21 protein-coding genes are annotated in these 23,326 nt (G+C 61.2%); 10 read left to right on the top strand and 11 right to left on the bottom strand.

Going from position 1 to position 23,326, the window contains the following annotated elements:
• Positions 1-73: 73 nt before the first annotated feature.
• From dinG to pdxH, 5 genes are all read left to right on the top strand, one after another.
• Positions 74-2,218, top strand: a complete 2,145-nt coding sequence (dinG, locus tag ACVHNU_RS02895; protein WP_003222341.1) for an ATP-dependent DNA helicase DinG — start codon at positions 74-76, stop codon at positions 2,216-2,218.
• 93 nt (positions 2,219-2,311) lie between these two features.
• Positions 2,312-4,663 carry a beta-galactosidase gene (locus ACVHNU_RS02900; protein WP_473018969.1) on the top strand — a complete coding sequence of 784 codons (2,352 nt, stop codon included), beginning with the start codon at positions 2,312-2,314 and terminating at the stop codon, positions 4,661-4,663.
• A 211-nt stretch (positions 4,664-4,874) separates the two neighbouring features.
• Positions 4,875-6,020 (top strand): EstA family serine hydrolase, encoded by a 1,146-nt coding sequence (locus ACVHNU_RS02905; RefSeq protein WP_003222343.1) that lies wholly within the window; start codon positions 4,875-4,877, stop codon positions 6,018-6,020.
• A gap of 111 nt (positions 6,021-6,131) precedes the next feature.
• Positions 6,132-7,346 (top strand): OmpA family protein, encoded by a 1,215-nt coding sequence (locus tag ACVHNU_RS02910; protein WP_473018970.1) that lies wholly within the window; start codon positions 6,132-6,134, stop codon positions 7,344-7,346.
• Between the two features lie 24 nt (positions 7,347-7,370).
• Positions 7,371-8,018: a pyridoxamine 5'-phosphate oxidase gene (gene pdxH / locus ACVHNU_RS02915; RefSeq protein WP_003222345.1), complete on the top strand. Its 648-nt coding sequence runs from the start codon at positions 7,371-7,373 to the stop codon at positions 8,016-8,018.
• A 5-nt stretch (positions 8,019-8,023) separates the two neighbouring features.
• Here the strand turns inward: pdxH and ACVHNU_RS02920 are convergent, their stop codons facing one another.
• On the bottom strand, positions 8,024-8,260 hold the full coding sequence (locus ACVHNU_RS02920; protein ID WP_103485726.1) for a hypothetical protein: 237 nt from the start codon (positions 8,258-8,260) through the stop codon (positions 8,024-8,026).
• 167 nt (positions 8,261-8,427) lie between these two features.
• Here ACVHNU_RS02920 and ACVHNU_RS02925 point away from each other — a divergent pair, with 167 nt between their 5' ends.
• Positions 8,428-8,892 carry an outer membrane lipoprotein gene (locus ACVHNU_RS02925; protein WP_003222347.1) on the top strand — a complete coding sequence of 155 codons (465 nt, stop codon included), beginning with the start codon at positions 8,428-8,430 and terminating at the stop codon, positions 8,890-8,892.
• Positions 8,893-8,963: 71 nt separating this feature from the next.
• Here ACVHNU_RS02925 and ACVHNU_RS02930 read toward each other — a convergent pair whose 3' ends face one another.
• From ACVHNU_RS02930 to nhaA, 3 genes are all read right to left on the bottom strand, one after another.
• Positions 8,964-9,221: a colicin E3-like toxin immunity protein gene (locus ACVHNU_RS02930; protein WP_332307554.1), complete on the bottom strand. Its 258-nt coding sequence runs from the start codon at positions 9,219-9,221 to the stop codon at positions 8,964-8,966.
• 5 nt (positions 9,222-9,226) lie between these two features.
• Positions 9,227-10,453: an S-type pyocin domain-containing protein gene (locus ACVHNU_RS02935; protein WP_473018971.1), complete on the bottom strand. Its 1,227-nt coding sequence runs from the start codon at positions 10,451-10,453 to the stop codon at positions 9,227-9,229.
• 306 nt (positions 10,454-10,759) lie between these two features.
• The gene (gene nhaA, locus ACVHNU_RS02940) at positions 10,760-11,947 is read right to left on the bottom strand and encodes a Na+/H+ antiporter NhaA (RefSeq protein WP_473018972.1); all 1,188 of its coding nucleotides are present in this window, start codon (positions 11,945-11,947) and stop codon (positions 10,760-10,762) included.
• Between the two features lie 169 nt (positions 11,948-12,116).
• Here nhaA and ACVHNU_RS02945 point away from each other — a divergent pair, with 169 nt between their 5' ends.
• The gene (locus ACVHNU_RS02945) at positions 12,117-13,214 is read left to right on the top strand and encodes a PLP-dependent cysteine synthase family protein (RefSeq protein WP_177434737.1); all 1,098 of its coding nucleotides are present in this window, start codon (positions 12,117-12,119) and stop codon (positions 13,212-13,214) included.
• Between the two features lie 139 nt (positions 13,215-13,353).
• Here the strand turns inward: ACVHNU_RS02945 and ACVHNU_RS02950 are convergent, their stop codons facing one another.
• The 3 genes from ACVHNU_RS02950 to ACVHNU_RS02960 all read right to left on the bottom strand — a co-directional run bounded on the left by ACVHNU_RS02950 (position 13,354) and on the right by ACVHNU_RS02960 (position 16,377).
• Complete coding sequence (locus tag ACVHNU_RS02950; RefSeq protein WP_473018973.1) at positions 13,354-14,967, bottom strand: NAD(P)/FAD-dependent oxidoreductase; 1,614 nt, start codon at positions 14,965-14,967, stop codon at positions 13,354-13,356.
• Positions 14,968-15,064: 97 nt separating this feature from the next.
• Positions 15,065-15,718 carry a COG3650 family protein gene (locus tag ACVHNU_RS02955; RefSeq protein WP_473018974.1) on the bottom strand — a complete coding sequence of 218 codons (654 nt, stop codon included), beginning with the start codon at positions 15,716-15,718 and terminating at the stop codon, positions 15,065-15,067.
• A gap of 59 nt (positions 15,719-15,777) precedes the next feature.
• The gene (locus ACVHNU_RS02960; RefSeq protein ID WP_003222362.1) at positions 15,778-16,377 is read right to left on the bottom strand and encodes a short chain dehydrogenase; all 600 of its coding nucleotides are present in this window, start codon (positions 16,375-16,377) and stop codon (positions 15,778-15,780) included.
• A gap of 103 nt (positions 16,378-16,480) precedes the next feature.
• Here ACVHNU_RS02960 and ACVHNU_RS02965 point away from each other — a divergent pair, with 103 nt between their 5' ends.
• The gene (locus ACVHNU_RS02965) at positions 16,481-17,395 is read left to right on the top strand and encodes a LysR family transcriptional regulator (RefSeq protein WP_201135622.1); all 915 of its coding nucleotides are present in this window, start codon (positions 16,481-16,483) and stop codon (positions 17,393-17,395) included.
• A 107-nt stretch (positions 17,396-17,502) separates the two neighbouring features.
• On the opposite strand, the gene ACVHNU_RS02970 is transcribed toward ACVHNU_RS02965, so the two are convergent.
• The 4 genes from ACVHNU_RS02970 to ACVHNU_RS02985 are packed head-to-tail and all read right to left on the bottom strand — an operon-like array spanning position 17,503 to position 19,952.
• Positions 17,503-17,979 (bottom strand): DoxX family protein, encoded by a 477-nt coding sequence (locus ACVHNU_RS02970; RefSeq protein WP_103520435.1) that lies wholly within the window; start codon positions 17,977-17,979, stop codon positions 17,503-17,505.
• A complete protein-coding gene (locus ACVHNU_RS02975) occupies positions 17,976-18,734 on the bottom strand; it encodes an HvfC/BufC N-terminal domain-containing protein (RefSeq protein WP_473018975.1) in 759 nt (252 codons plus the stop codon). Before ACVHNU_RS02975 ends, ACVHNU_RS02970 begins: the two co-directional genes overlap by 4 nt.
• Positions 18,731-19,618 (bottom strand): MNIO family bufferin maturase, encoded by an 888-nt coding sequence (gene bufB / locus ACVHNU_RS02980; RefSeq protein WP_473018976.1) that lies wholly within the window; start codon positions 19,616-19,618, stop codon positions 18,731-18,733. The genes ACVHNU_RS02975 and bufB overlap by 4 nt, the downstream gene beginning before the upstream one ends.
• Positions 19,619-19,643: 25 nt before the next feature.
• Positions 19,644-19,952, bottom strand: coding sequence for a BufA1 family periplasmic bufferin-type metallophore (locus ACVHNU_RS02985; RefSeq protein WP_473018977.1), 309 nt, complete (start codon positions 19,950-19,952; stop codon positions 19,644-19,646).
• A gap of 304 nt (positions 19,953-20,256) precedes the next feature.
• On the opposite strand from ACVHNU_RS02985, the gene ACVHNU_RS02990 reads away from it, so the two are divergent.
• Both ACVHNU_RS02990 and ACVHNU_RS02995 read left to right on the top strand, forming a co-directional pair.
• Positions 20,257-21,960, top strand: coding sequence for a DUF2599 domain-containing protein (locus ACVHNU_RS02990; protein WP_473018978.1), 1,704 nt, complete (start codon positions 20,257-20,259; stop codon positions 21,958-21,960).
• Between the two features lie 32 nt (positions 21,961-21,992).
• Complete coding sequence (locus tag ACVHNU_RS02995; protein ID WP_473018979.1) at positions 21,993-23,231, top strand: DUF2599 domain-containing protein; 1,239 nt, start codon at positions 21,993-21,995, stop codon at positions 23,229-23,231.
• Positions 23,232-23,326: the final 95 nt, after the last annotated feature.

The raw sequence follows: 23,326 nt of genomic DNA on the forward strand, positions 1-23,326 counted from the left end.
AATTAGCGGGGTATGATAGCCGCCATCCGAAACCACTGAAAATTTATCCAGCGTTTTTTGCGCCCGACAATCAATGATCAGCACTGAACTCAAAACCACGATCCAGGGCGCCTATTCGCGTTTTCTTGAAGCCAAGAGCCTCAAGCCGCGTTATGGCCAGCGCCTGATGATCGCTGAAATCGCCAAAGTCCTCGGGGATATCGATACCGACGACGAAGGCCGGCGCAGTGGCGACCCGGCGATTGTCGCGGTGGAAGCCGGCACCGGTACCGGCAAGACCGTGGCCTACAGCCTGGCGGCAATCCCCACCGCGAAGCTGGCCGGCAAGCGCCTGGTGATCGCCACCGCGACCGTGGCCCTGCAAGAGCAGATCGTCTACAAGGATTTGCCCGACCTGATGCGCAACAGCGGGCTGAACTTCAGTTTCGCGCTGGCCAAGGGCCGTGGCCGCTACATGTGCCTGTCCAAGCTCGACATGTTGTTGCAGGAAGGTCATGCGCAAACCGCCACCGCCCAGCTGTTCGAAGAAGAAGGCTTCAAGATCGAGGTCGACGAGGCCAGTCAGAAGCTGTTCACCAGCATGATCGAGAAGCTTGCCGGCAATAAGTGGGACGGCGACCGCGACAGCTGGCCCAACGCGCTGGAAGACGCCGACTGGGCGCGCCTGACCACCGATCACAGCCAGTGCACCAACCGTCATTGCCCGAACTTCGGCCAGTGCGCGTTCTACAAGGCGCGCGAAGGCATGGGCAAGGTCGACGTGATCGTCACCAACCATGACATGGTGCTGGCTGACCTGGCCCTCGGCGGCGGTGCGGTGCTGCCCGATCCGCGCGACACCATTTATGTGTTCGACGAAGGCCACCACCTGCCGGACAAGGCCATCGGCCACTTCGCCCACTACACGCGCCTGCGTTCCACCGCCGACTGGCTGGAAACCACCGCGAAGAACCTCACCAAACTGCTGGCCCAGCATCCGTTGCCGGGGGATCTCGGCAAGCTGATCGAGCAGGTGCCGGAGCTGGCGCGGGAGATCAAGACCCAGCAGCAGTTCATGTTCACCGCGTGCGAGCAGATCGCCGATTTCAAGCCCGGCGAAGACGTCGAAGGTCGCGAGCGGCCACGCCATCGTTTCGTCGGCGGGGTGATTCCCGAGCACATGCGCGAGATGGGCATCGAGCTGAAGAAGGGCTACTCGCGGCTCAACGATCTGTTCACCCGTCTGACCGACCTGCTCAAGGAAGGCATGGACGGCGAGGTCAACATCGGCATCGCCAGCAATCAGGCCGAGGAGTGGTATCCGCTGTTCGGCAGCCTGTTGTCCCGGGCTTCGGGCAACTGGGAATTGTGGACTGCATTTACCGCCGAAGATCCGGAAGACAGCCCGCCGATGGCGCGCTGGCTGACACTGGCCGAGAGCGGTTCGCTGTTCGACATCGAGGTCAACGCCAGCCCGATTCTCGCTGCAGAAACCTTGCGTCGCAGCCTGTGGAACGTGGCTTACGGCTGCCTGGTGACCTCGGCAACCTTGACGGCACTGGGCACCTTCGACCGTTTCCGCATGCGCGCCGGTCTGCCGAAAAAAGCGGTCACTGCCGTGGTGCCGAGCCCGTTTCATCATGCCGACGCCGGCGTGCTGCGGGTGCCGGATCTGAAGGCCGACCCACGCGACGCCGCGGCTCACACCGCCGCGATCATCCGCGAGTTGCCGGATCTGGTCGAAGGCTCGCGCGGCACGCTGGTGCTGTTCTCCTCGCGCAAACAGATGCAGGACGTGTTCGATGGCCTCGACCGCGACTGGCGCAAGCAAGTGTTCATTCAAGGCAACCTGTCGAAACAGGAAACCTTGAACAAGCACAAGGCGCGGGTCGATGGCGGTGATTCCAGCGTGCTGTTCGGCCTCGCCAGTTTCGCCGAAGGGGTGGACTTGCCTGGGGCCTACTGCGAGCATGTGGTGATCGCCAAGATCCCGTTCTCGGTGCCGGACGATCCGGTCGAGGCGGCGCTGTCGGAGTGGATCGAGGCCCGTGGCGGCAATCCGTTCATGGAAATCTCGGTGCCCGACGCTTCGCTGAAACTGGTCCAGGCCTGCGGGCGCCTGCTGCGTACCGAAGAAGACCGCGGCACCATCACTTTGCTCGATCGGCGCCTGGTCACCCAGCGCTACGGCAAGGCGATCCTCAATGCGTTGCCGCCATTCCGTCGTGAAATATCCTGAGACAACGGTGGGCAGTTTTGCCCGCCGCGTTGTCTATCTCTCCGCCATCGCTTTTCCATTGGCCTTTTGGTCGTTAGGGAGAACTCCGTTCTTATGATTCGCCGCTCGTTGCCTGCCGTGTTTGCCTTGATCTTCGCCGCCCCGTTGCTGGCGGCGCCTGCCGGTCAGCAGACCCTGTTCAACTTCGTCCGTCCTGCCGACGTGGTGAAAGTCGTCACTGAAAACACTGACCTGCCACAAGCCAACGCCGAGCAAACCCCGGAAGGTGAAGTGCTGCGCCGGGTGACGTTCAACCCGGTAGCCCGGCCGACCCTGCGCCTGACCCCGCAGACCGGCGCCTGGGACTGGTCGCAGTCGGGCATGATGAGCCTGCGTCTGCAGAGTGCAATGAACTGGGCCGTGACGGTTTACGTGCAAATCCAGAGCAACAACGGCCAGACGCTGACCAGCCGCGTCGACTTGCCGGCCGGACCCGCGCAAACCCTGCTGGTGCCGTTGGTGGCGACTTCGCCGCTGAGCCAGGGCATGAAGGCCGGGCCGCCGATGCCGATGACCGTCGATGGCCAGCGGATTCTGCTGGCCAGCAGCAGCGGTGAACTGGACCGCAGTCAGGTGGTGTCGGTGAGCCTGTGGATGGATCAGCCGAAAGCCGCTCAGAGCCTGCTGCTCGAGCGTTTCGGCGTGCAGGACGGCGATGCCGTGACCCAGGCCGTCTATGGCAATCTGGTGGACGCTTACGGGCAGTCGACCCGCAGCAAATGGCCGGAAAAAATCAGCAACGATGAACAACTGAAAGCCGCCGCCGCCAAGGAACAGCAACAGCTGAAAACCTGGCTGGCCGAGCGCGAAAAGTCTTCGCTGGACAAATTCGGTGGCTGGAACAAAGGCCCGGCGTTCAAGGCCAGCGGCTTTTTCCGCACTGAAAAGCGTGACGGGCGCTGGTATCTGGTGACGCCGGAAGGGCATCCGTTCTATTCGCTGGGGGTCAACACCGTCAGCCCGCAGGTCAACCAGACCTACGTCGCCGGGCGTGAGTGGATGTTCGAATCGCTGCCAAAACCAGACGAGCCACTTGCCAGCCATTTCGGCGAAGGCGACAACCGTGGCGGCAACGGCGCCGACCAGGGCCGTGGCTACAACGCCGGGCGCTGGTACGATTTCTACGGCGCCAACCTGCAACGCCTGTACGGCGAACCTTGCGCAGCGCAGGCACCCGCCGAACCGGCAGCCGAGCCGACGAGCGCCGCGCCATGCAAAGCCACGGTCGATGAGCAGAAGTGGGCCGCGCACACCCTTGATCGTCTGCAAGCCTGGGGTTTCAACACGGTTGGCAACTGGAGTGCCGATTCGCTGGGCGACGCTGAGCGGGTGCCGTACACCTTGCCGCTGTCGATCGTCGGCGACTACACCAGCATCAGCACCGGCACAGACTGGTGGGGCGGCATGCCTGACCCGTTCGACCCGCGTTTCGCCATGGCTACCGAGCGTGCCGTGGCCATCGCTGCCCGTGATCACCGCGATGATCCATGGTTGATCGGTTACTACGCCGACAACGAACTGGCCTGGGCCGGTCCCGGCGACGATCCGCAGTCGCGCTACGCCCTGGCCTACGGCACGTTGAAAATGACCACCGACGTGCCAGCCAAACGCGCGTTCCTCAAGCAACTGCGCGACAAGTACCGCAACCAGGAAGGTCTGTCGAAAGCGTGGGGCATTGATCTGCCGGCGTGGGAGTTGATGGAAGACCCGGGTTTCGTGCCGCCGATGCCGAATCCGGAGCACCCGGAAATCGAAAACGACTTCAAATACTTCCAGAAGGTGTTCGCCGACACCTACTTCAAAACCATCTCCGATTCGCTGAAATGGCACGCGCCGAATCAGTTGCTGCTCGGCGGCCGTTTCGCCACCAGCACCCCGGAAGCGGTAGCGTCCTGCGCGCAGTATTGCGACGTGTTGAGCTTCAATATGTACACGCTGAAGCCGCAGGACGGGTATGACTTCGCCGCCCTGCGCGCCCTCGACAAACCGGTGCTGATCACCGAATTCAATTTCGGTTCGGCTGATCGTGGACCGTTCTGGGGCGGCGTAACACAACTGGCACGGGAAGAAGATCGCGGCCCGGCCTATGCCAACTTCCTCAAACAGGCGTTGAACGAACCGTCGATCGTCGGCGTGCACTGGTTCCAGTACCTGGATCAACCGGCGACCGGACGCCTGCTCGACGGCGAGAACGGGCACTTCGGTCTGGTGGGGATTACCGATCTGCCGTATCAGGGCTTTGTCGAGGCGGTGCGCAAGAGCAACCAGCAGGCGCTTGATCAGTTGGGCAAAGAAGCCGAAAAAGCCGCTGCGCCGGCGCATGAAGCTGAAGGCGGCAGACGGGGCGAGGCCGGCAAAGGGCCTGGCGCCGGGCATGCGGGCGGGCATTCAGGGAATGGGCACTAAGCCTCGGAACGAGCTATCGTTCTTCGCGAGCGGGCTCGCTCCCACACTGGATTTGTGGTGTTCATGAATCTGCTGTGCGAGCGGGCCTTTTGGCGATGGCATCAGTCGTATGCCACAACATCAACCGTCTAGCCTGCGGCTGTTCCCAAATCCTTCAAGGACTGGAACAATGCCGACCAATTTGTAGCGTGTTTTTGCGGGGGAGTTGCGGGTGCAGATTCAGGGACATTACGAGCTTCAATTCGAAGCGGTGCGCGAGGCATTCGCGGCACTGTTCGACGATCCCCAGGAACGCGGCGCAGCGTTGTGCATCAAGGTCGGCGGAGAAACCGTCCTCGACCTCTGGTCCGGTACCGCCGACAAGGACGGCACCGAGGCCTGGCACAGCGACACCATCGCCAACCTGTTCTCTTGCACCAAGACTTTCACCGCCGTTGCGGCGCTGCAACTTGTGGCCGAAGGCAAATTGCAGTTGGATGTTCCGGTGGCCCGCTACTGGCCGGAGTTCGCGGCGGCCGGCAAGGAATCGGTCACCCTGCGCCAGTTGCTCAGCCATCGGGCCGGTCTGCCGGCCCTGCGTGAACTGCTCGCCCCCGAAGCCCTTTATGACTGGCAAACCATGGTCGATGCCTTGGCGGCCGAAGCGCCGTGGTGGACGCCGGGTGAGGGGCACGGCTATGCCGCGATCACTTACGGCTGGCTGATCGGCGAGTTGTTGCGCCGCGCAGACGGTCGCGGGCCGGGGGAATCGATCGTCGCCCGCGTGGCCAAGCCATTGGGCCTGGATTTTCATGTCGGTCTGGCTGACGAGGAGTTTTACCGCGTGGCGCACATCGCCCGGGGCAAAGGCAACGTCGGCGATGCCGCGGCCCAGCGCCTGTTGCAAGTGACCATGCGTGAACCCACGGCCATGACCACTCGTGCATTCACCAATCCGCCATCGGTGCTCACCAGTACCAACAAGCCGGAATGGCGACGCATGCAACAACCGGCGGCCAATGGCCACGGCAATGCGCGCAGCCTGGCGGGTTTTTACGCCGGATTGCTCGACGGCAGCCTGCTTGACGGCGAAATGCTCAATGAGCTGACCCGCGAGCATAGCCTCGGCGAAGACAAGACCCTGCTGACCCGAACCCGTTTCGGTCTGGGCTGCATGCTTGATCAACCCGACGTGGCGAACGCGACTTATGGTCTGGGCCCTCGGGCGTTTGGCCATCCGGGCGCCGGGGGTTCCATCGGATTTGCAGACCCGGAGCACGATGTTGCTTTTGGTTTTGTGACAAATACCCTGGGTCCGTACGTCTTGATGGACCCTCGGGCGCAGAAACTGGCGCGGGTACTTGCCACTTGTCTGTAATGCTTTACTTCAGGCTCCAGGAATGGAGCCTGTTTTGGTTTTTCGATGCAAAACGTCTATTTATCCGGGCAAAAGAGCTCTGATTCAATTACTTCATATTGGGGATTTTCAATGTCATATAAAAACACTCTTGCCCTGGCCGCCCTGTGTGTTGCGATTACCGGATGTGCGCAGACCCCTAAAAATGATGCGGACGGCGGCAGTTGGTGGTCGTTCGGCTCTTCCGATAAAGCGGCGGCCAAAGATCCAGTATCGGCGCCAACTCCAGCTCCAGCTCCAGCGTCTGCATCTGCAAAGGCACCGGCTCCAGCAGCAGCCCCAGCCCCAGCCCCGTTGAAGCCTGCCGCCACCGCACCGGTGGCCAAGGCTGAAAGCAGCAGCCCTTGGTACTGGCCGTTCGGCGGTTCGGACAACTCGGCCGCCAAGGCTGATGTGAAACCCGACGTCAAAGCTGAAGTGAAGCCTGAGGCGAAACCTGACGCCAAACCGGCTGTAGTCGCCAACGCCAACGCTGACACAGGCACCAAGTGGTGGTGGCCGTTCGGCAAGCAGCAGAGCACTGCCAAAGATCAGGTTGCCGCCAAAGTCGTACCGATGCCGGATCCGAAAGTCACTCAAGCCTGGCTTGACGATTATGAGCCGCGTCTGCGTGCCGCCATCAAAGGCAGCAACCTGCAGTTCGAACGTCGTGAGAACGTGCTGGTGCTGATCGCACCGGTTGAAGGCTCGTTCAACCCGAAACGTCCGGCCATGCTGCTCCCGGTTACCCTGAGCCCGTTCACCAACGTCGCCAAAATCCTCGAAGCCGATCCGAAAACGGCGATTCTGGTACTCGGTCACAGCGACAGCTCGGGCGTCGCGGCGGATAACACCAAGCTCAGCCTGGAACGCGCCCAATCGGTGGCCGCGATCTTCCGTCTCAGCGGCCTGCAACGTGACCGCCTGATGCTGCGTGGCATGGGGGCCGACGCTCCGCGCGCGGCTAACGACAGTGTTGAAGGCCGTGCCTTGAACCGTCGTATCGAGCTGCTGGTTACACCGCAGAACACCATGGTTGCGCTGTTGAGCAAGTACAACATGCCAGCTCCGGCACCGGTGACTCTGGTTGCCGCGCAGGACGTCAAGCCAGTCGACAAGCCGGTAACGCCAGCGCCTGCCGCGAAGAAAGCCGCGGCATCGGCGACTAAAAAGGCTCCAGCGAAAAAAGCTGCAGCCAAAGCACCTGCGAAGAAGGCTCCAGCCAAGACTCCGGTGAAGAAAACCGAGCCGGCCAAAGCCGCAGCGACCGACAAGAAGGTCGCTGCCACCGATGCTGCCAAGCAGTGATCCGCTAACGAAAAGGAATGCGCCATGACTCAGGCTCTGGCTGATATGCGTCGTGATTACACCCGGGATGGCCTGACCGAGGCGCAAGCCCCGGGCGAGCCGTTCGCGCTGTTTCACCAGTGGTTTGCCGACGCGGTGAAAACCGAACAGGCGCCGGTGGAGGCCAACGCGATGACCCTGGCCACGGTCGATGCGGACGGGCGTCCGCATTGTCGCATTCTGCTGCTCAAGGGCCTGGACGCGCAGGGCTTCACCTTTTTCACCAACTACGACAGCGCCAAGGGTCAGCATCTTGCGGCGAATCCTTTCGCGGCCATGACGTTTTTCTGGCCAACCCTGGAGCGCCAGGTGCGTATTGAGGGGCGGGTGGTGAAGGTCACGCCTGAAGAGTCCGACGCGTATTATCAGGTGCGCCCGCTGGGCAGCCGGCTCGGCGCCTGGGCTTCGCCGCAGAGCCGGGTGATCAACGGCCGTGGCGAGCTAGAGGATTTGCTCAAGGCCACCGAGCAACGCTTCAGCGATACCCAGCCTGACTGCCCGGAGCACTGGGGCGGCTATCGCCTGCTGCCTGAGCGCATCGAGTTCTGGCAGGGCCGTCCAAGTCGTCTGCATGATCGCCTGAACTATCGTCAGCAGGGCGCCAACTGGATTCTTGAACGTCTGGCGCCTTAAGCAGTCTACCGAGCGGGATAGCCTGCCGCAGCGGCCTCAAGCCACTTCGGCAGATCCTGCCGTTTGATCTTCTGCGAGCGGGCATGGGCCAGCTGTTCGAGCATGAAGGCGCGTTTGCCGTCATCATTGCCCGCCAGGGATAGTGCAAGATCACGATCCATCCAGCGTTTGATCCGCACGTACAGCCACCCGTGGAAGTACAAACCGGCGACGGTGGTGACGAAAATGATCACGTAATCCATGAAAAATCCTTGGGTCGGCAGGGCGGGTTTGGCGATTTGGCGCTACTGTTGGGTGGGCGGCAGGTGCCTGTACCTGGCCTGAATAAAATCAAGTTTATCCGGGCCGCGTCGTGACAGGCGTCAAGCTGCGGGGTTTAATGAATACATGTTCTTTTGGAGTTGATGCTATGCGTAAGTCTGTTCTGCTGGTTGCTTCCTTTTCCACGATGGCGATGTTGCTGACCGGCTGCCAGTCGAGCCTGACCGGTGACTCCTACTCCCGTGACGAAGCGCGTCGCGTGCAGACGATTCGCATGGGCACCATCGAATCCCTGCGTCCGGTGAAAATCGAAGGCACCAAGACCCCGATCGGCGGTGTCGCCGGTGCAGTGGTCGGTGGTGTCGGCGGCAGCGCCATCGGCGGCGGTCGCGGCAGCGCCGTGGCTGCGGTCATCGGCGCGGTAGCCGGTGGTCTGCTGGGCTCGGCCGCTGAAGAAGGCATGACCCGCACCCAGGGCGTTGAAATCACCGTGCGCGAAGACGACGGCAGCATGCGTGCCTACGTGCAACAGGTTCAGGAAAACGAAGTGTTCCGTGTCGGTGAGCGCGTGCGCATCTCCACCGTCGGTGGCACCAGCCGCGTTTCGCACTAAGCGAGAACGAGCGGTAAAAGAAAACCCCGATCAGGTGACTGGTCGGGGTTTTTTATGATCTGAGGTGCCCCTTACCAGACGTCGCTGTAATCAAACGAAATTTGATAGTCGTAAGTTGTAAGGGAAATATTATTTTGAAAGTAAGGTTGAAGGATCGGTGTCCAACTTTCGACTACGTTGAAGCCGCCGTTATTTATATTGTTTTCCACCGGTATGCCCAAGGCATTCAAAACGCTTTCATCATCGCCTAAATCCTTGGAGTACTCCTCGTCCTCGCATAGATGGGTGTGCTTGTCGTACCACTCCAGTCTTAGTTTTAATCCCATCATTGCCCTCACAAGTATTTTTTTCTGATACTTCTTTCATCTTTCGGGTCTTCTCGGCGCTCTCCTGTAAAAGGGTCAAAAGCGCCTAGGTGAGTTCCGTCACTTGCACGGTAAACTTCCAGCTCGCCGTGCATCGAGTCCCACTCATAAATTCTCCTGCCTTTCGCATCCTTCCATCGTTCCCGAAGTCCGCCACCTCCTTGTACGGGATTCATTTTCTGTGCCTTTTTCAGCCCGGGAAACGCAGTAATTTCCTCTGCTTTCGGAGGTTTATGATAGCTGTGTCCCGCTGGTGGTAAGCCTTTGCGCGAGGTGTTGACCACGATGTACAGGGGCCGAACCCCCGAATCCGCCGGAAACACCAAAATGAAATCCCGATACTCCGGCGGATAAACCGGGTTCACCAGAATCCCGTCCGCCGCTTTCGTCGGTGGGTATACCCAGATATGCGGTGCCTGCGGAGCGGCCTCCAGCGCGGGGATGCCGAGGATGTCGGAGCCGTCCACGGCGGGCGTCCAGATCAGTTCGATGCCTTCGCCGAGGTCTGCGACAAAGCGGTTATCACGTGCGGTGAACTGCGCGACATCGACCATTTCCCAGTCGCGATTCTTGCCAGTGTAGAAACCATAACCCTTGAGGCTGCCGTCGGCCTGTTGTTCGACATGCAGGCGCACGCGGGTTCGAGCCTGTTTGAGGGTGAGCAACTGGTCTTCGGTGTAGAGGGCGCTGTCGCCCAGGTTCGATGGCATGAGCAACGCCACCAGCCCGACCAAAGGGGTCACAACGGCGGCGGACGCGATGGCGGGCAATGCCTTGAACGCCTCACCCGCAAGGGCGAAGGTACCCAGGCCTGCCGGGATGGCGGTGCCGCTGATTTTCTTGAGTGGAACGCCGCCGCTGTCATCGGCTTCACGGCCGCCGAGCAGGACCAGATCTCCGTAATCTTTCAGGCTGTCGGTGGGGACCATCCCCGAAGGATTCGAGTAATCGATGATCGCGTCCGGCAACTTGCAGGACTTGGCGAACACGCACCCGGCGCGTACGGGATCAGGCTTTTTGGCCACCATCTCGCGGCTGCGCTCGAAGGCCTCCTGCCGCGCCAGCATGGCGTCGTATGCGTTTTGTCGAGCGTCGCGCTCGGCCAGTTCAGTGGCCGTCATATAGCGGTAGGTGACGTGATGACCGTCGCCCGCCGGTGGGTTGGGAACCCGGGGAATGTCCTTGTTGCGAGCCACTGAGCGTCCTTTCGTTCATCCATCGACAACCCTTCGAAAGGGCTGCGCGACGTTAACGAAAGCAGGCAGAGGGTGGCTGTAGGACGCATCTCTAATGGGCTGGGGATTGTTCGCTATTTGTCAGGCAAGCCAGGCCTGTGGTGAGGGGATTTATCTCCGGGATTGTTCGCTGGTTTTCAGACGAGCCTGGACTTGTGGCGAGGGAGCTTGCTCCCGCTGGGCTGCGCAGCAGACCCGGGATATTGGGATCGCTTCGCGCTCCAGCGGGAGCAAGCTCCCTCGCCACAACGAGCCCATTCAAAGGTTCTATGCAGGTGAATTTGCGTTATGGCGACTCGCCGCCGCCGTCACCGCATACCCGATCAACGCCGCCAGAATCGAACCGGTCAGGATGCCCATCCGATCCATGCCGGCGTAGTCGCTCACGCCCGGTTCAAAGGCCAGCGAGCCGACAAACAGGCTCATGGTGAAACCGATGCCGCAGAGGATCGCCACGCCCAGCACCTGACCCCAATTGGCACCTTGGGGCAGAGCGGCGATGCCGATTTTCACCGCCAGCCAGGTCAGGCCGAACACACCGATGGTTTTGCCCAGCAGCAAGCCGATGGCGATACCCATGGGGACGTGATGGGTAAAGCTTTCGACGGTCACCCCACTCAGCGACAGCCCGGCGTTGGCGAAGGCGAACAGCGGCAGAATGCCGTACGCCACCCACGGATGCAGCGCGTGCTCGAGGGTCATCAGCGGCGAGGGTTCGGCATTTTTCGTGCGCAGCGGGATGCAGAATGCCAGCGTGACCCCGGCCAATGTCGCGTGAACCCCGCTCTTGAGCACGCACACCCACAGGATCAGACCGATGATCATGTACGGGCCGAGCTTGACCACGCCGAGCCGGTTCATCGCCACCAGCGCTGCGATGCATGCCGCCGCCAGACCCAGCGACAGGCTCGAGAGTTCGCCGGAATAGAAGACCGCGATGATCACGATGGCGCCGAGGTCGTCGATGATCGCCAGCGTCATCAGAAACAGTTTCAGCGACACCGGCACACGCTTGCCCAGCAGCGCCAGTACGCCGAGGGCGAAGGCGATGTCGGTGGCGGTGGGAATCGCCCAGCCGTTCAGGGCGGGCGGGTTGTCGCGATTAAGAAACCAGTAAATCAATGCCGGTACGACCATGCCGCCGACCGCCGCTGCCCCCGGCAGGACGATCTGCGACGGTTTCGACAGCTGCCCGTCGAGCACTTCGCGCTTCACTTCCAGACCGATCAGCAGGAAGAACAGTGCCATCAGGCCGTCGTTGATCCACAGCAGCAGCGGCTTGGCGATTTTCAGCGCACCGATCTGCGTCACCACCGGGGTGTCGAGAAAACCGGTGTACAGCCATGACAGCGGTGAGTTGTTGATGATCAGGGCGAGGATGGCGGCGGCAATCAATAGCAAGCCGCTGGCCGCTTCCAGCTGAAAGAATCGGGTAAAGGTTCTGCGCAGCGGCAAGGTCACTCTCCATCTACATGGCATAAGGTCAGACACGCACTTGCACAGAGCCTAGCAGTTGGCGGATATATTGAGGCTCAGCTGTATCTGTGAGGCCTGTAGGTTTTTTCCTATGCTTGGCGGCTGAGCCTGTGACGAGGCAATTTCTGCCCGAATCAACGAGAGCATGATCATGAGCGACAACCGCCAGTGGGCCCGCGAAGCCATCCGCATTATCGAAGCGGACTTCCAGCGCAGCGCCGACACCCATCTGATCCCCTTGCCGCTACCGGGTTTCCCGGGTATCGAGTTGTATTTCAAGGATGAGTCCAGTCATCCCACCGGCAGCCTCAAGCATCGCCTGGCGCGGTCGTTGTTCCTGTATGCGTTGTGTAACGGCTGGCTCAAGCCCGGCGCGCCAGTGATCGAGGCGTCCAGCGGTTCGACGGCGATTTCCGAGGCGTATTTCGCGCGCATGCTCGGTTTGCCGTTCATTGCGGTGATGCCGGCGACCACCTCGAAAGAGAAGATTGCGCAGATCGCTTTCTACGGTGGCCAGAGCCATCTGGTAAAGGACCCGACGCAGATTTACGCCGAATCCGAACGTCTGGCCCGCGAGCATGGCGGCCACTTCATCGACCAGTTCACCTATGCCGAGCGGGCTACCGACTGGCGGGCGAACAACAACATCGCCGAGTCGATCTTCCAGCAGATGCGTTTCGAGCAACATCCCGAACCGAGCTGGCTGATTTCCAGCCCCGGCACCGGCGGCACCACCGCGACCCTTGGCCGCTACGTGCGTTATCGCCAGCATTGCACCCGGGTGCTGTGCGCCGACGCCGAGCGTTCGGTGTTTTTCGATTACTACCAGACTGGCGACGCCAGTCTGCGCCTGGATTGCGGTTCGCGAATTGAAGGCATTGGCCGGCCACGGGTCGAGGCGTCGTTCCTGCCCAAGGTGATCGATGCGATGGTCAAGGTACCGGATGCTCTGTCGCTGGCGGCCATGCATTATCTGGCACAACGTCTGGGACGGCATGTCGGCGGGTCGAGCGGTACCAACCTGATCGGCGCGCTGATGGCGGCGCAACAGATGAAAGCGGCGGGGGAGTCGGGGTCGATCGTGGCGATACTGTGCGACGGTGGCGAGCGGTATGCCGACACCTATTACGATCAGGCCTGGCTGAAGGCTCAGGGCTATGAGCTGGAGGGGTTGATGGCGGCGGTGGCGGCGAGTGCCGAGAAAGGTGAGGCGCTGCCGACTTCAGTGCTGCGCGCCAATATCTAAAGCCGAACGCGGAAACCAATGTGGGAGCGGGCTTGCTCGCGAATGCGTCGGGTCAGTCAACATCTTCGTCGACTGACACACTGCATTCGCGAGCAAGCCCGCTCCCACAGGAGGTTGCTGTTACTGCAAAACAGAGGTATCAGTCTTCCAGACCGAGAATGTCGCGCGCCACCGCTTCCGCGATACGAATCCCATCGACACCCGCCGACAGAATCCCGCCCGCATAACCCGCGCCTTCACCCGCCGGGAACAGACCTTTGACGTTCATGCTCTGCAGCGACTCGTTACGCGTGATGCGCAGCGGCGACGAGGTGCGAGTCTCGATGCCGGTCAACACCGCATCGTGCAGCGAGTAACCGCGAATCTGCTTCTCGAACGCCGGCAACGCTTCACGAATCGCTTCGATGGCAAAGTCCGGCAGCGCCAGGGCCAGGTCGCCCAGGGCTACGCCCGGTTTGTATGACGGCTCGACTTCGCCCAGTTCGGTTGACGGGGTGCCGTTGATGAAGTCGCCGACCAGTTGCGCCGGGGCCTTGTAGTCGCTGCCGCCGAGGATGAACGCGTGGGATTCCAGACGTTCCTGCAACTCGATACCGGCCAGCGGGCCGCCCGGGTAATCGACTTCCGGGGTGATGCCGACGACGATCCCGGAGTTGGCGTTGCGCTCGTTACGCGAGTACTGGCTCATGCCGTTGGTGACCACGCGGTTCGGCTCGGACGTCGCCGCCACTACGGTGCCGCCCGGGCACATGCAGAAACTGTAGACCGAACGGCCGTTCTTGGCGTGGTGCACCAGTTTGTAGTCGGCAGCACCGAGTTTCGGGTGGCCAGCGTACTTGCCCAACCGCGCACGGTCGATCAGCGACTGCGGGTGCTCGATGCGGAAACCCACCGAGAACGGCTTGGCTTCCATGAACACGCCACGGCTGTGGAGCATGCGGAAGGTGTCACGGGCACTGTGGCCGAGGGCCAGAACCACGTGTTTCGAATGCAGGGTTTCGCCGCTCGCCAACTCGACGCCGACCAGTTGGCCGTCTTCGATCAGCACATCGGTGACGCGCTCCTGGAAGCGCACTTCACCACCCAGGGCGCGGATCTCTTCACGCATGGTCTCGACCATGCCGGTCAGACGGAACGTACCGATGTGCGGTTTGCTGACGTAGAGGATTTCTTCCGGCGCGCCGGCCTTGACGAACTCGTGCAGGACTTTGCGGCCAAGGAACTTCGGATCCTTGATCTGGCTGTACAGCTTGCCGTCGGAGAACGTACCCGCGCCGCCTTCGCCGAACTGCACGTTGGACTCGGGGTTGAGCACGCTTTTACGCCACAGACCCCAGGTGTCCTTGGTGCGCTGACGGACTTCGGTGCCACGTTCGAGGATGATCGGCTTGAAGCCCATCTGGGCCAGCAACAGGCCGGCGAAGATCCCGCACGGTCCGAAACCGACCACGATCGGGCGCTGGCTCAGGTCGCTCGGCGCCTGACCGACGAATTTGTAGCTGACATCCGGCGCCACGTTGACGTTACGGTCGTCGGCGAACTTGCCCAGCACCTTGGCCTCGTCGCGCACGGTGAGGTCGATGGTGTAGATGAAGCACAGTTCGGAGGACTTTTTTCGCGCGTCGTAGCTGCGCTTGAACAAGGTGAAATCGAGCAAATCATCGCTGGCGATGCCCAGGCGCTGCACGATGGCGGCACGCAGGTCTTCTTCGGGATGGTCGATTGGCAGCTTGAGTTCGGTGATTCGTAACATGGCGAGGATCCGGATTCGCGGGGCGCACAACTGCGCCAGGGCGTTTGAAGGCCGCGATTATAAGCCGCAAAGGCCGGATCCGGTGAGGCTAAAACGCTCAGTCGTTACGCGATCCGCCGAAATACCCGCAACCACGCTCGACCTTGCCGTCGATGCGCAGTTCGGCGCTCATGTGCTGCACGCTGCCGTTGCTGCTGTCGACGCAGCGCTGCGGCGCGACCCACAACTCGATGCGTTGGTTGTTGGCTTCGCTGCTGAGGTTGAAGCGACCGTCGCCCAGTTGCTCTTCGACATAAGGCACGGCCAGTGCCGGCTGGCCTTCACGATCGATGACCATGCCCTTGCCGCTGACTTTGACGTTCCACTCGGGACCGTGGCCGGCGGCACGCAGGATCAACAGTTTGAAATTCGGGTCATCGCACGCGGTGCCGGAGCGCTCGACGCGATACAACTGGCCAAGGTCGAGCCGGTCGCCGGCGATCTTCCCGCGCACATCGGCAAACAGCTTGCCCTGCTGATCGGCGAGGGTCGCGGCCTCTTGCAGCACGCTGGTGCCGCCGATGTCGTTGACCACGTACTGTCGCTGTTCGCCACAGGGCTGGAACACCAGTTTGCCGTCGGCCGCCGTCAACTGCCCCTGCATCCGGGACTGCCCGACGTGGGATGCACTTTCACGCGGGCCATCGAGCAATTGGCAGGCGGCGAACAACGGCAGCAGGGCAACAACGATCAACGAACGGGCAACACGCATCTTCGGCTCTCCAGACAAGTGCCGCCACGTTACGCAGGCTGACCGTTGATCACAAGGGTTTAGCCCACGTGAAAGGTCTGACCGGTTTGCAGGCCTTCGACACTTTTGGCGTAGGCCAGTGCCACATCGGCTGCCGGAACCGGCTTGTAGCCACGGAAGTACGGGGCGTAGCTGCCCATGGCTTCCAGCAACACAGTCGGGCTGATCGAGTTGACGCGCAAGCCACGCGGCAATTCGATGGCGGCGGCTTTGACGAAACTGTCCAGGGCGCCGTTGACCAATGCTGCCGAGGCGCCGGAGCGGATCGGGTCGTGGCTGAGCACGCCGGTGGTGAAGGTGAACGAGGCGCCGTCGTTGGCATATTCGCGGCCGATCAGCAGCAGGTTGACCTGGCCCATCAGCTTGTCTTTCAGGCCCAGGGCGAAGCTGTCGGCGTTCATCTCGCCCAGTGGGGCGAAGGTCACGTTGCCGGCGGCGCAGACCAGCGCGTCGAACTTGCCGGTTTGCTCGAACAGCTTGCGAATCGACGCGCTGTCGCTGATGTCTACCTGGAAATCGCCGCTGTTGCGACCGATACGGATGACTTCGTGACGCTGGCTCAGCTCTTTATCCACGGCCGAACCGATGGTGCCGGCGGCACCGATCAACAGAATCTTCATGGGCTGTTCCTCAATGGGTTGAATGAGGTTTCAGTCTAGAGTGGTTTTTTCTGCGGATAAGCGCACTAATAGGCAACCTTTGGTTTTCAAATGGAAACAATCCATGAGCGAAATGGATGATCTGGCGGCGTTTGCGGTGTTGATCGAGGCCGGCAGTTTTACCCTGGCGGCGCAGCAGCTGGGTTGCAGCAAGGGCCAGTTGTCCAAACGCATCAGTCAGCTGGAAGCACAGTTTTCCGTGGTGTTGCTGCAACGCACGACGCGCCGTCTGAGCCTGACTGCTGCCGGGGCCGCTTTGCTGCCGCAGGCGCAAGCGCTGGTCGTTCAGGTGGAGCGCGCGCGTCAGGCATTGGCGCGCTTGAAGGACGACATGGCCGGGCCGGTGCGGATGACGGTACCGGTGTCGCTGGGGGAAACGTTTTTCGATGGCTTGTTGCTGGAGTTCTCGCAGAAGTATCCCGAGGTGCAGATCGAGCTGGAGCTGAACAACAGTTATCGCGACCTGTCCCGGGATGGCTTTGATCTGGCTATCCGCAGCGAAGTGGCCAATGACGAACGGCTAGTGGCCAGGCCACTGCTGGCGTGGCAGGAAATGACCTGCGCCAGCCCGGCGTATCTTGAGCAGTTCGGCGAACCTCTGAGCCCGCAGGAGCTGGTCGAGCACCGTTGCCTGCTCAACAGTCACTACAGTGGTCGCGAGGAATGGCTGTATCACCAACAGCACGAATTGCTGCGGGTGCGGGTGTCGGGGCCGTTCGCCAGCAACCATTACAACCTGCTGAAGAAAGCCGCACTGGCCGGCGCTGGTATCGCCCGTTTGCCGTCGTATCTGCTGCAAACGGAATTGGCTGACGGTCGGTTGCGCTGGCTGCTGCGCGACTTTCAGACGCGCCGGATGCCGATGTATCTGGTGCATCCTTATCAGGGCGGTTTGCCCAAGCGCACGCAAGTGCTGGCGGATTATCTGATTGGCTGGTTCAAGCGCAGCGGCGAGGCGCTGGATCGCCTTCAGCGCTAACTCATTTCCTGTAGGAGTGAGCCTGCTCGCGATTGCGTAAGCAAATCCAACAGAAATGTTGGCTGGATTACCGCTATCGCGAGCAGGCTCACTCCTACAGTTTGTGGTCAGCTGGCAAAACGTCGTGCGATCAGGTGATCGATCGACAATTTTCCCGGTCCGGTCGCCATCAGGTACAGCAACACCGCCGCCCAGGTGCCGTGGGTCGGGTAGGCATCGGGATAGACGAACACCTCGATCACCAGTGTCATGCCCAGCAGCGCCAGCGCTGAAAATCTCGTGGCGAAGCCGATCAATATCAGCACCGGAAAGAAGTGCTCGGCAAACGCCGACATGTGCGCGGCGATTTCCGGTGACAGCAGCGGCACGTGGTATTCGCTCTGAAACAACGGAATCGTCGAGTCCGCCAAATGTGGCCAGCCGAGTTGCAAGGTGCCGTCGATCAAATCGATGGCCAGCCCCTCGACCTTGGTCTGCCCGGACTTCCAGAACACCGCGGCTATCGAGAACCGCGCGATGAAGGCGATCAGGCTGTGGGGGATTTTTTCCATGAGCCCGATGGCGCGAGTGATGAGGTTGTTCATGGCGATACCTTGTTGTTCAGGTCGGTGATGGCGTTGTGGCCGATCAGCAGGGCGAGCGTCTGCGGCAGATCGAAGGGCGGGCTGTTTTGCGCGGCTTGCAGCAGCGGTTGGTGGTTGAGCAGGTGGCGGATAAACACGCTGGCGCCGTGATCGAGGGCAAAGACCTCGACCTCGAGTGCGTTGCGCAGCACCAGTGCGTGTTGGCCTTGATGGACGTCGATGCCCGCCAGCGTCGCGTCTCCTTGATGCGCCGCCCAGATCGAAACCACCGCGTAGGCCGAATCGAGCAGGTGCAGCGAGGGATGCAGGGCGATGGTCAGTTCGGCCAGTGTGTGCGGATCGGCCAAAGCGGCGCTGATCTGTTGCGCATTGATCGCCAGCGCATCGGCGGCGTGATAGGCGCGGGTGCGCAGGCGTTCGAGCCGTGCGACGTCGGCCAGATAAGGGACGCCGGCCGCCGGTTCGAAGGCGCCAATGAAGTCTGCCAGACCGTCGCCGTAACGGCTCATCAACGGACTGCGCGGCGGCTGCTGCTGGATGAAAATGCTGGCCATGCCACGGAAAAATTCCTCGCCGACCAACTGCCGCACCACCGGATAACTGTCGGCCAGCGCGTTGATCAACGAACCTTGCACGTTATTGCGATACACCGAGAATCGGCTGGCGGGATCAGCACCGTTAACGCTGCACAGGCCAGCGGGGCAGGGCCGGCGAGTGTCGAGCAGGGCGGCGCTGAAGTCGGCTTGAGTGCTCATGGCTGACTCCCGGCGTGCAGCAATAACGCTTCGGCCTGCTGCGCCTCGGCCAGCAGCACATTGAACGCCGGAACCTGATTGTCCCGCTCGATCAAGGTTGCCACCGGGCCGATTCGTTCGAGCGCCTGTCGGTACAACGCCCAGACCGCGTCATCAATCGGCGCGCCGTGATCGTCGATCAGCAAACGGTCGCCGAGGCTGTCGGCATCTTCGGCGAACCCGGCCAGATGAATCTCGCCGACCGCGTGCAAAGGCAGCGCGTCGAGGTAGGTCAGTGGATCGCGTTGATGATTGACGCACGAGACGTAGACGTTGTTGACGTCGAGCAGCAGACCACAGCCGCTGCGGCGGATCACCTCGGTAATGAACTCCGGCTCATCGATGGTCGAGCGTTCGAACCCGAGATAGGTCGCTGGATTTTCCAGCAGCATCGGGCGCTTGAGGCTGGTCTGCACCTGGTCGATATGCGCGCAGACGCGGTTCAGGGTCGGAGTGTCATACGCCAGTGGCAGCAGGTCATTGAGGAACACCGGGCCGTGGCTCGACCAGGCCAGGTGTTCGGAAAAGGATTGCGGTTGATAGCGCTCGATCAGCGTTTTCAGGCGTTGCAGGTGTTGAGCATCCAGCGACCCTTCGGCCCCGATGGACAGCCCGACACCGTGCAGCGACAGCGGATACTGCTCGCGGATCAACCCGAGAAAATGATGAAACGGACCGCCGTCGACCATGTAGTTTTCGGCGTGGACTTCAAAGAAACCGATGTCCGGTCGGGTGCCGAGCACTTCAACAAAGTGCCCGGTCTTGAGCCCCAGCCCCGCGCGGGGCGGGAGCCCGCAGAGGGCTGCCCGAGTGCGCGGTGGGACAGTTTCGCGGGTGGTCAACATGAGCGTCACTCGGGCAGGCAATGGTTCAGGACTTGGCTTTGAAGGCTTCCATCTGACCGAAACCGGTCGGCGAGGTCTTGCTCTCGGTGGTGGTGCAGGTGCCTTTTGGCACGAACTTCCACGAGTTGGCCTGGTAGTCCATCTTCGCCGTGCCGGCACAGGTGGTGCCTGCGCCCGCGGCGCAATCGTTGTGACCTTTCATGGCCACGCCGAAGCATTTTTCCATGTTGCTGTTATCGGCGGCATTGGCGCTGGAAATGGCAGTCATGCTCAGGGCGGAACCAAGAGCCAGAACCAGGGCAGCGGCGGACAGGGAGCGAGTGGTAGCAGTCATGATGTTTCTCCAGATTTGAGCTTGGGTTTTACAAGCGAAGTGCGCTTGCTTACCCCACTAGAGAACGCTCATGGCGATGCGTTACAGCGCAGTGCAAAGTTTTTTCGAAAAGATTTTCGAACACTGCAATCCACTGTGGGAGCGGGCTTGCTCGCGAAGGCGGTGTGTCATCAAACATCAATGGCGTCTGACACTACGCCTTCGCGAGCAAGCCCGCTCCCACACTGGATTGTGTTCACTCTCGCCTGTTCTATAGTCATCTCAACGGCCTCTGTCACAGGCCGATTTACCAGGACGGTATCTCATGACGAAGGATCGCTCAGCCCACGCTGTGTTATGGCGCAGGACTTCATCTTTTGCGCTTGCCTGCACGCTGCCCTTGCTGTTCGGCACGGTTAACGCTCAGCCGCAAACCGACCCGCTGGACACGCTCAAGCGCATCAACAGCAACTACAACACCCTCAAGGACGCTTGCCAGGAACCCGATACCGGTGCTGCGCGCGGGCTGTATTACTGCAGCGGCGTGACCTTGCGCATGGTCAATGACGGGCCGTTCAATCCGTGGGATTACAGCCCCTATGCGATCAAGATCGGCGCGACGTCCTACTCGTGGATCCGCAAGGATCTGAGCACACGCATTCTGATTCACCCTGCCGGTTTCATCCTGCGCACGCCCACCGATGCCGCGGCATTGAAGCTGCCGGTCAAAGAGCAGGGCTTTACCTGCATCTATGCGTTCGATGGCGGCACCGGGCCGGAGCGCAAGTGGTATGGCTGCGGTTTCTTCGACAGCCGCGAACCGCCGCGCGCGGCGCAAGGCACGATGAACAATCGCAATGCCGCACTGGCTTATGGCACTTGCGCGGAGGCCGGTGTAACCACCGCCGAGCAGTGGACGCAGAAATACACCGGGCTGATGAAGGGGCCGATCCAGTACGGCCAATGTTCGTGGAACGCGGAAAAACCCAGCGACTGGCACGCGATGATCCGCGTGCACGAGTCGCGGCCGAACACCACCAACAAGGATCCCTTTGCCTTCAGTGCCCAGGTCAACGAGTTCATGTTGAAGAACGCTACCGCGACCAACGATGGCAGTGAAAACATGAAGTACATCGATGCCTTCATCTACAACGTCAACAGTACGCAGAACTTCGCCACCCGCGGTGATCAGGCGCCGCCGAAACCGGAGAACGGCCTGAACAGCGCGCGCAATTTCCAGAAAAAACTTCAGGCTCAGGGCTACAGCGTGCCGATCCTGCGCCTGGATTTCACCAAGCCTGCAGAGCAGCGCTTCAGCTATGTCGCCGCCGATCAGGCGATCGACGAAATGGTGGTGGGTGGCGCCCCGGCGGCCAGGTACATTGCCGATGCCGTGTGGGTCGAGCGTTACGACCCGGGCAGCAAGAAAAACGAATGGTCGCTCAAGGTCACACCGACCGCCGAGGGCAAGGCGATTCAGGCCAGCAACCAGGACGCCGTTTATCAGGAGCTGTTCACGCTGCGTGGCGCCGACAGCCAGTGGCGCGACAACGAGAAAGCCGCAGGCAGCATGCGTCAGCAATTGAGCTGTCTGGTGCAGAACTATCCGGCCAAGACCGAGTGGAACCTGGAACCGTTCCGCCCCGTGGTCAGCCCGCAGGAAGCGGCAAAGGCCGGATGCAATCCAGTGGCAGCCCCGACGCCGCAATACATCGCTTCGGCCGACTGGATCAAGCGTTACGACCCTGGCACCCGCAAGGATGAATGGAGCCTGAGCATCGTGCCCACCGCGGCGGGGCGCGCCTTGCCCAACGACCAGCTCGGCGCCTTGTACGAGCAGTTGTTCGCCCTCAAGGGCGCGGACAGCAACTGGCGCGACAACGAAACCTCAGCCGGCAGCATGCGCCAGCAATTGGGGTGCGTCCTGGCCAACTATCGCAACAAGACGCCGTGGAATCTCGAGCCGTTCAGGCCGGCGTTATCGGAGGCTGAGACCCGGGCCGCCGGTTGCAACCCCGTTCCCCGTTGAGTGTGTGTTGGCTAATCAAGGAGATGCAAGCCATGAAAAGATGTCTGGTCAGGACTGTTCCACTGCTGATCTTGCCGCTGCTGTTGCACGCGACTGCGGCCACTGCCGAATCCTGTGCGGAGACGCTGAAAAAAGTCGAAACGCTGTACAACAACACCGTCGACAGTTGCGGGCAGGATCCCGCGTCGGACTGTTCGGGGCTGCTGGTTCGCGGCACGCACCGCGCCGATCCGGCCAAAGGGCAAAAGTGGGACGTGTGGAATCCCAGCCCGAAAGCCGTGGAGCTGGGCACGTTTGCTGCCTCATACATGCGGGCCGACGGCATCAGTTATGAAGACCCTGGCATGAGCACACAAAACGGCTACCTGATTACGCCCCGGGATCTAGTGAAAGACCCCGAGACGCCAGTGCACGTCTACTGCGCGTTTCCCAACGATGCCTGGACCGACTTTCGCAACGACCGTGGCTGTGGCGACAACAAGAACACCGCCCCGACCGAGGCAGTCTGCCAGGCCATGAAGCCACCTATCACGAGTCCCAATGCCTGGGTGGCGCACTTCACCCAGTACAACAACAATCGCCAGCAGGACCAGTTGCAGTGCGGCTTCAACATGCGCAATCCGATGAGCAGCAAGGAGCGGGTCGACGCCTTTCGCAATTTCATGGGCGCGCGCAAGGTCATCAACAGCCGCGAGTTTCAGACCCAGACCGAGCTGCGCCTGGGCAACCCGAAAACCGATGAACTGCCGATTCTGGCGTTTTTCTACAGCGATCAGCGCGGCTTGAATGATGCCTTGGCCAACCAAAAGGATTACAAGGCCAAGACCGGCAAGGATCGCAACATCATCAAGATCGACTTCCCGAAAACCCCGGTCGCCAAGGCCACATTCTCGTGCATCCAGACCTCGACGCCGACCGCGCCAAAATTCTGCGACAAGTACATCGAGTCCAGCACCTGGGTACAACGTCCCGACCCGAAACTGGGGCCGAAGACCTGGTCGCTCTCGGTAGTACCGACCGCGTGTGGTCGGGCGATCAAGGACGACCAGACCGACCGGATGTTTGCCGAGCTGTACAACAAGCACAAGGACGATCCGCAGTGGCGCGAATACAGCGTCAATGGCGGGTCATTGCGGCGGCAGATGGTTTGCCATCTGGCAGCTACCTACGAGGGCAAGCCTGTGAGGAACAAGCCTGAGTGGAACCTTGAGCCGGCACGGCCTTATGTCGATCAGGCCACCGCTGTAGCCCAACACTGCAATCCGTACTGACGGCTTTTGATTGTGTGGGAGCGGGCTTGCTCGCGAATGCGATGGATCAGTCAGCACATAGGCTGAATGTAAAATCGCTTTCGCGAGCAAGCCCG

It is taken from the genome of Pseudomonas sp. Ors-4-3C (genome assembly GCF_055755035.1).

What these genes read in the sequence shown, in the direction of transcription:
- ACVHNU_RS02900 (WP_473018969.1), top strand. Translation starts at nt 2,312, where the DNA reads ATGATTCGCCGCTCGTTGCCTGCCGTGTTTGCCTTGATCTTCGCCGCC.
- ACVHNU_RS02950 (WP_473018973.1), bottom strand. Translation starts at nt 14,967, where the DNA reads ATGTTACGAATCACCGAACTCAAGCTGCCAATCGACCATCCCGAAGAA.
- bufB (WP_473018976.1), bottom strand. Translation starts at nt 19,618, where the DNA reads ATGTTGACCACCCGCGAAACTGTCCCACCGCGCACTCGGGCAGCCCTC.
- ACVHNU_RS02910 (WP_473018970.1), top strand. Translation starts at nt 6,132, where the DNA reads ATGTCATATAAAAACACTCTTGCCCTGGCCGCCCTGTGTGTTGCGATT.
- ACVHNU_RS02975 (WP_473018975.1), bottom strand. Translation starts at nt 18,734, where the DNA reads ATGAGCACTCAAGCCGACTTCAGCGCCGCCCTGCTCGACACTCGCCGG.
- ACVHNU_RS02925 (WP_003222347.1), top strand. Translation starts at nt 8,428, where the DNA reads ATGCGTAAGTCTGTTCTGCTGGTTGCTTCCTTTTCCACGATGGCGATG.
- ACVHNU_RS02920 (WP_103485726.1), bottom strand. Translation starts at nt 8,260, where the DNA reads ATGGATTACGTGATCATTTTCGTCACCACCGTCGCCGGTTTGTACTTC.
- ACVHNU_RS02965 (WP_201135622.1), top strand. Translation starts at nt 16,481, where the DNA reads ATGAGCGAAATGGATGATCTGGCGGCGTTTGCGGTGTTGATCGAGGCC.
- ACVHNU_RS02995 (WP_473018979.1), top strand. Translation starts at nt 21,993, where the DNA reads ATGAAAAGATGTCTGGTCAGGACTGTTCCACTGCTGATCTTGCCGCTG.
- pdxH (WP_003222345.1), top strand. Translation starts at nt 7,371, where the DNA reads ATGACTCAGGCTCTGGCTGATATGCGTCGTGATTACACCCGGGATGGC.
- ACVHNU_RS02990 (WP_473018978.1), top strand. Translation starts at nt 20,257, where the DNA reads ATGACGAAGGATCGCTCAGCCCACGCTGTGTTATGGCGCAGGACTTCA.
- ACVHNU_RS02985 (WP_473018977.1), bottom strand. Translation starts at nt 19,952, where the DNA reads ATGACTGCTACCACTCGCTCCCTGTCCGCCGCTGCCCTGGTTCTGGCT.
- ACVHNU_RS02960 (WP_003222362.1), bottom strand. Translation starts at nt 16,377, where the DNA reads ATGAAGATTCTGTTGATCGGTGCCGCCGGCACCATCGGTTCGGCCGTG.
- dinG (WP_003222341.1), top strand. Translation starts at nt 74, where the DNA reads ATGATCAGCACTGAACTCAAAACCACGATCCAGGGCGCCTATTCGCGT.
- ACVHNU_RS02970 (WP_103520435.1), bottom strand. Translation starts at nt 17,979, where the DNA reads ATGAACAACCTCATCACTCGCGCCATCGGGCTCATGGAAAAAATCCCC.
- ACVHNU_RS02930 (WP_332307554.1), bottom strand. Translation starts at nt 9,221, where the DNA reads ATGATGGGATTAAAACTAAGACTGGAGTGGTACGACAAGCACACCCAT.
- ACVHNU_RS02955 (WP_473018974.1), bottom strand. Translation starts at nt 15,718, where the DNA reads ATGCGTGTTGCCCGTTCGTTGATCGTTGTTGCCCTGCTGCCGTTGTTC.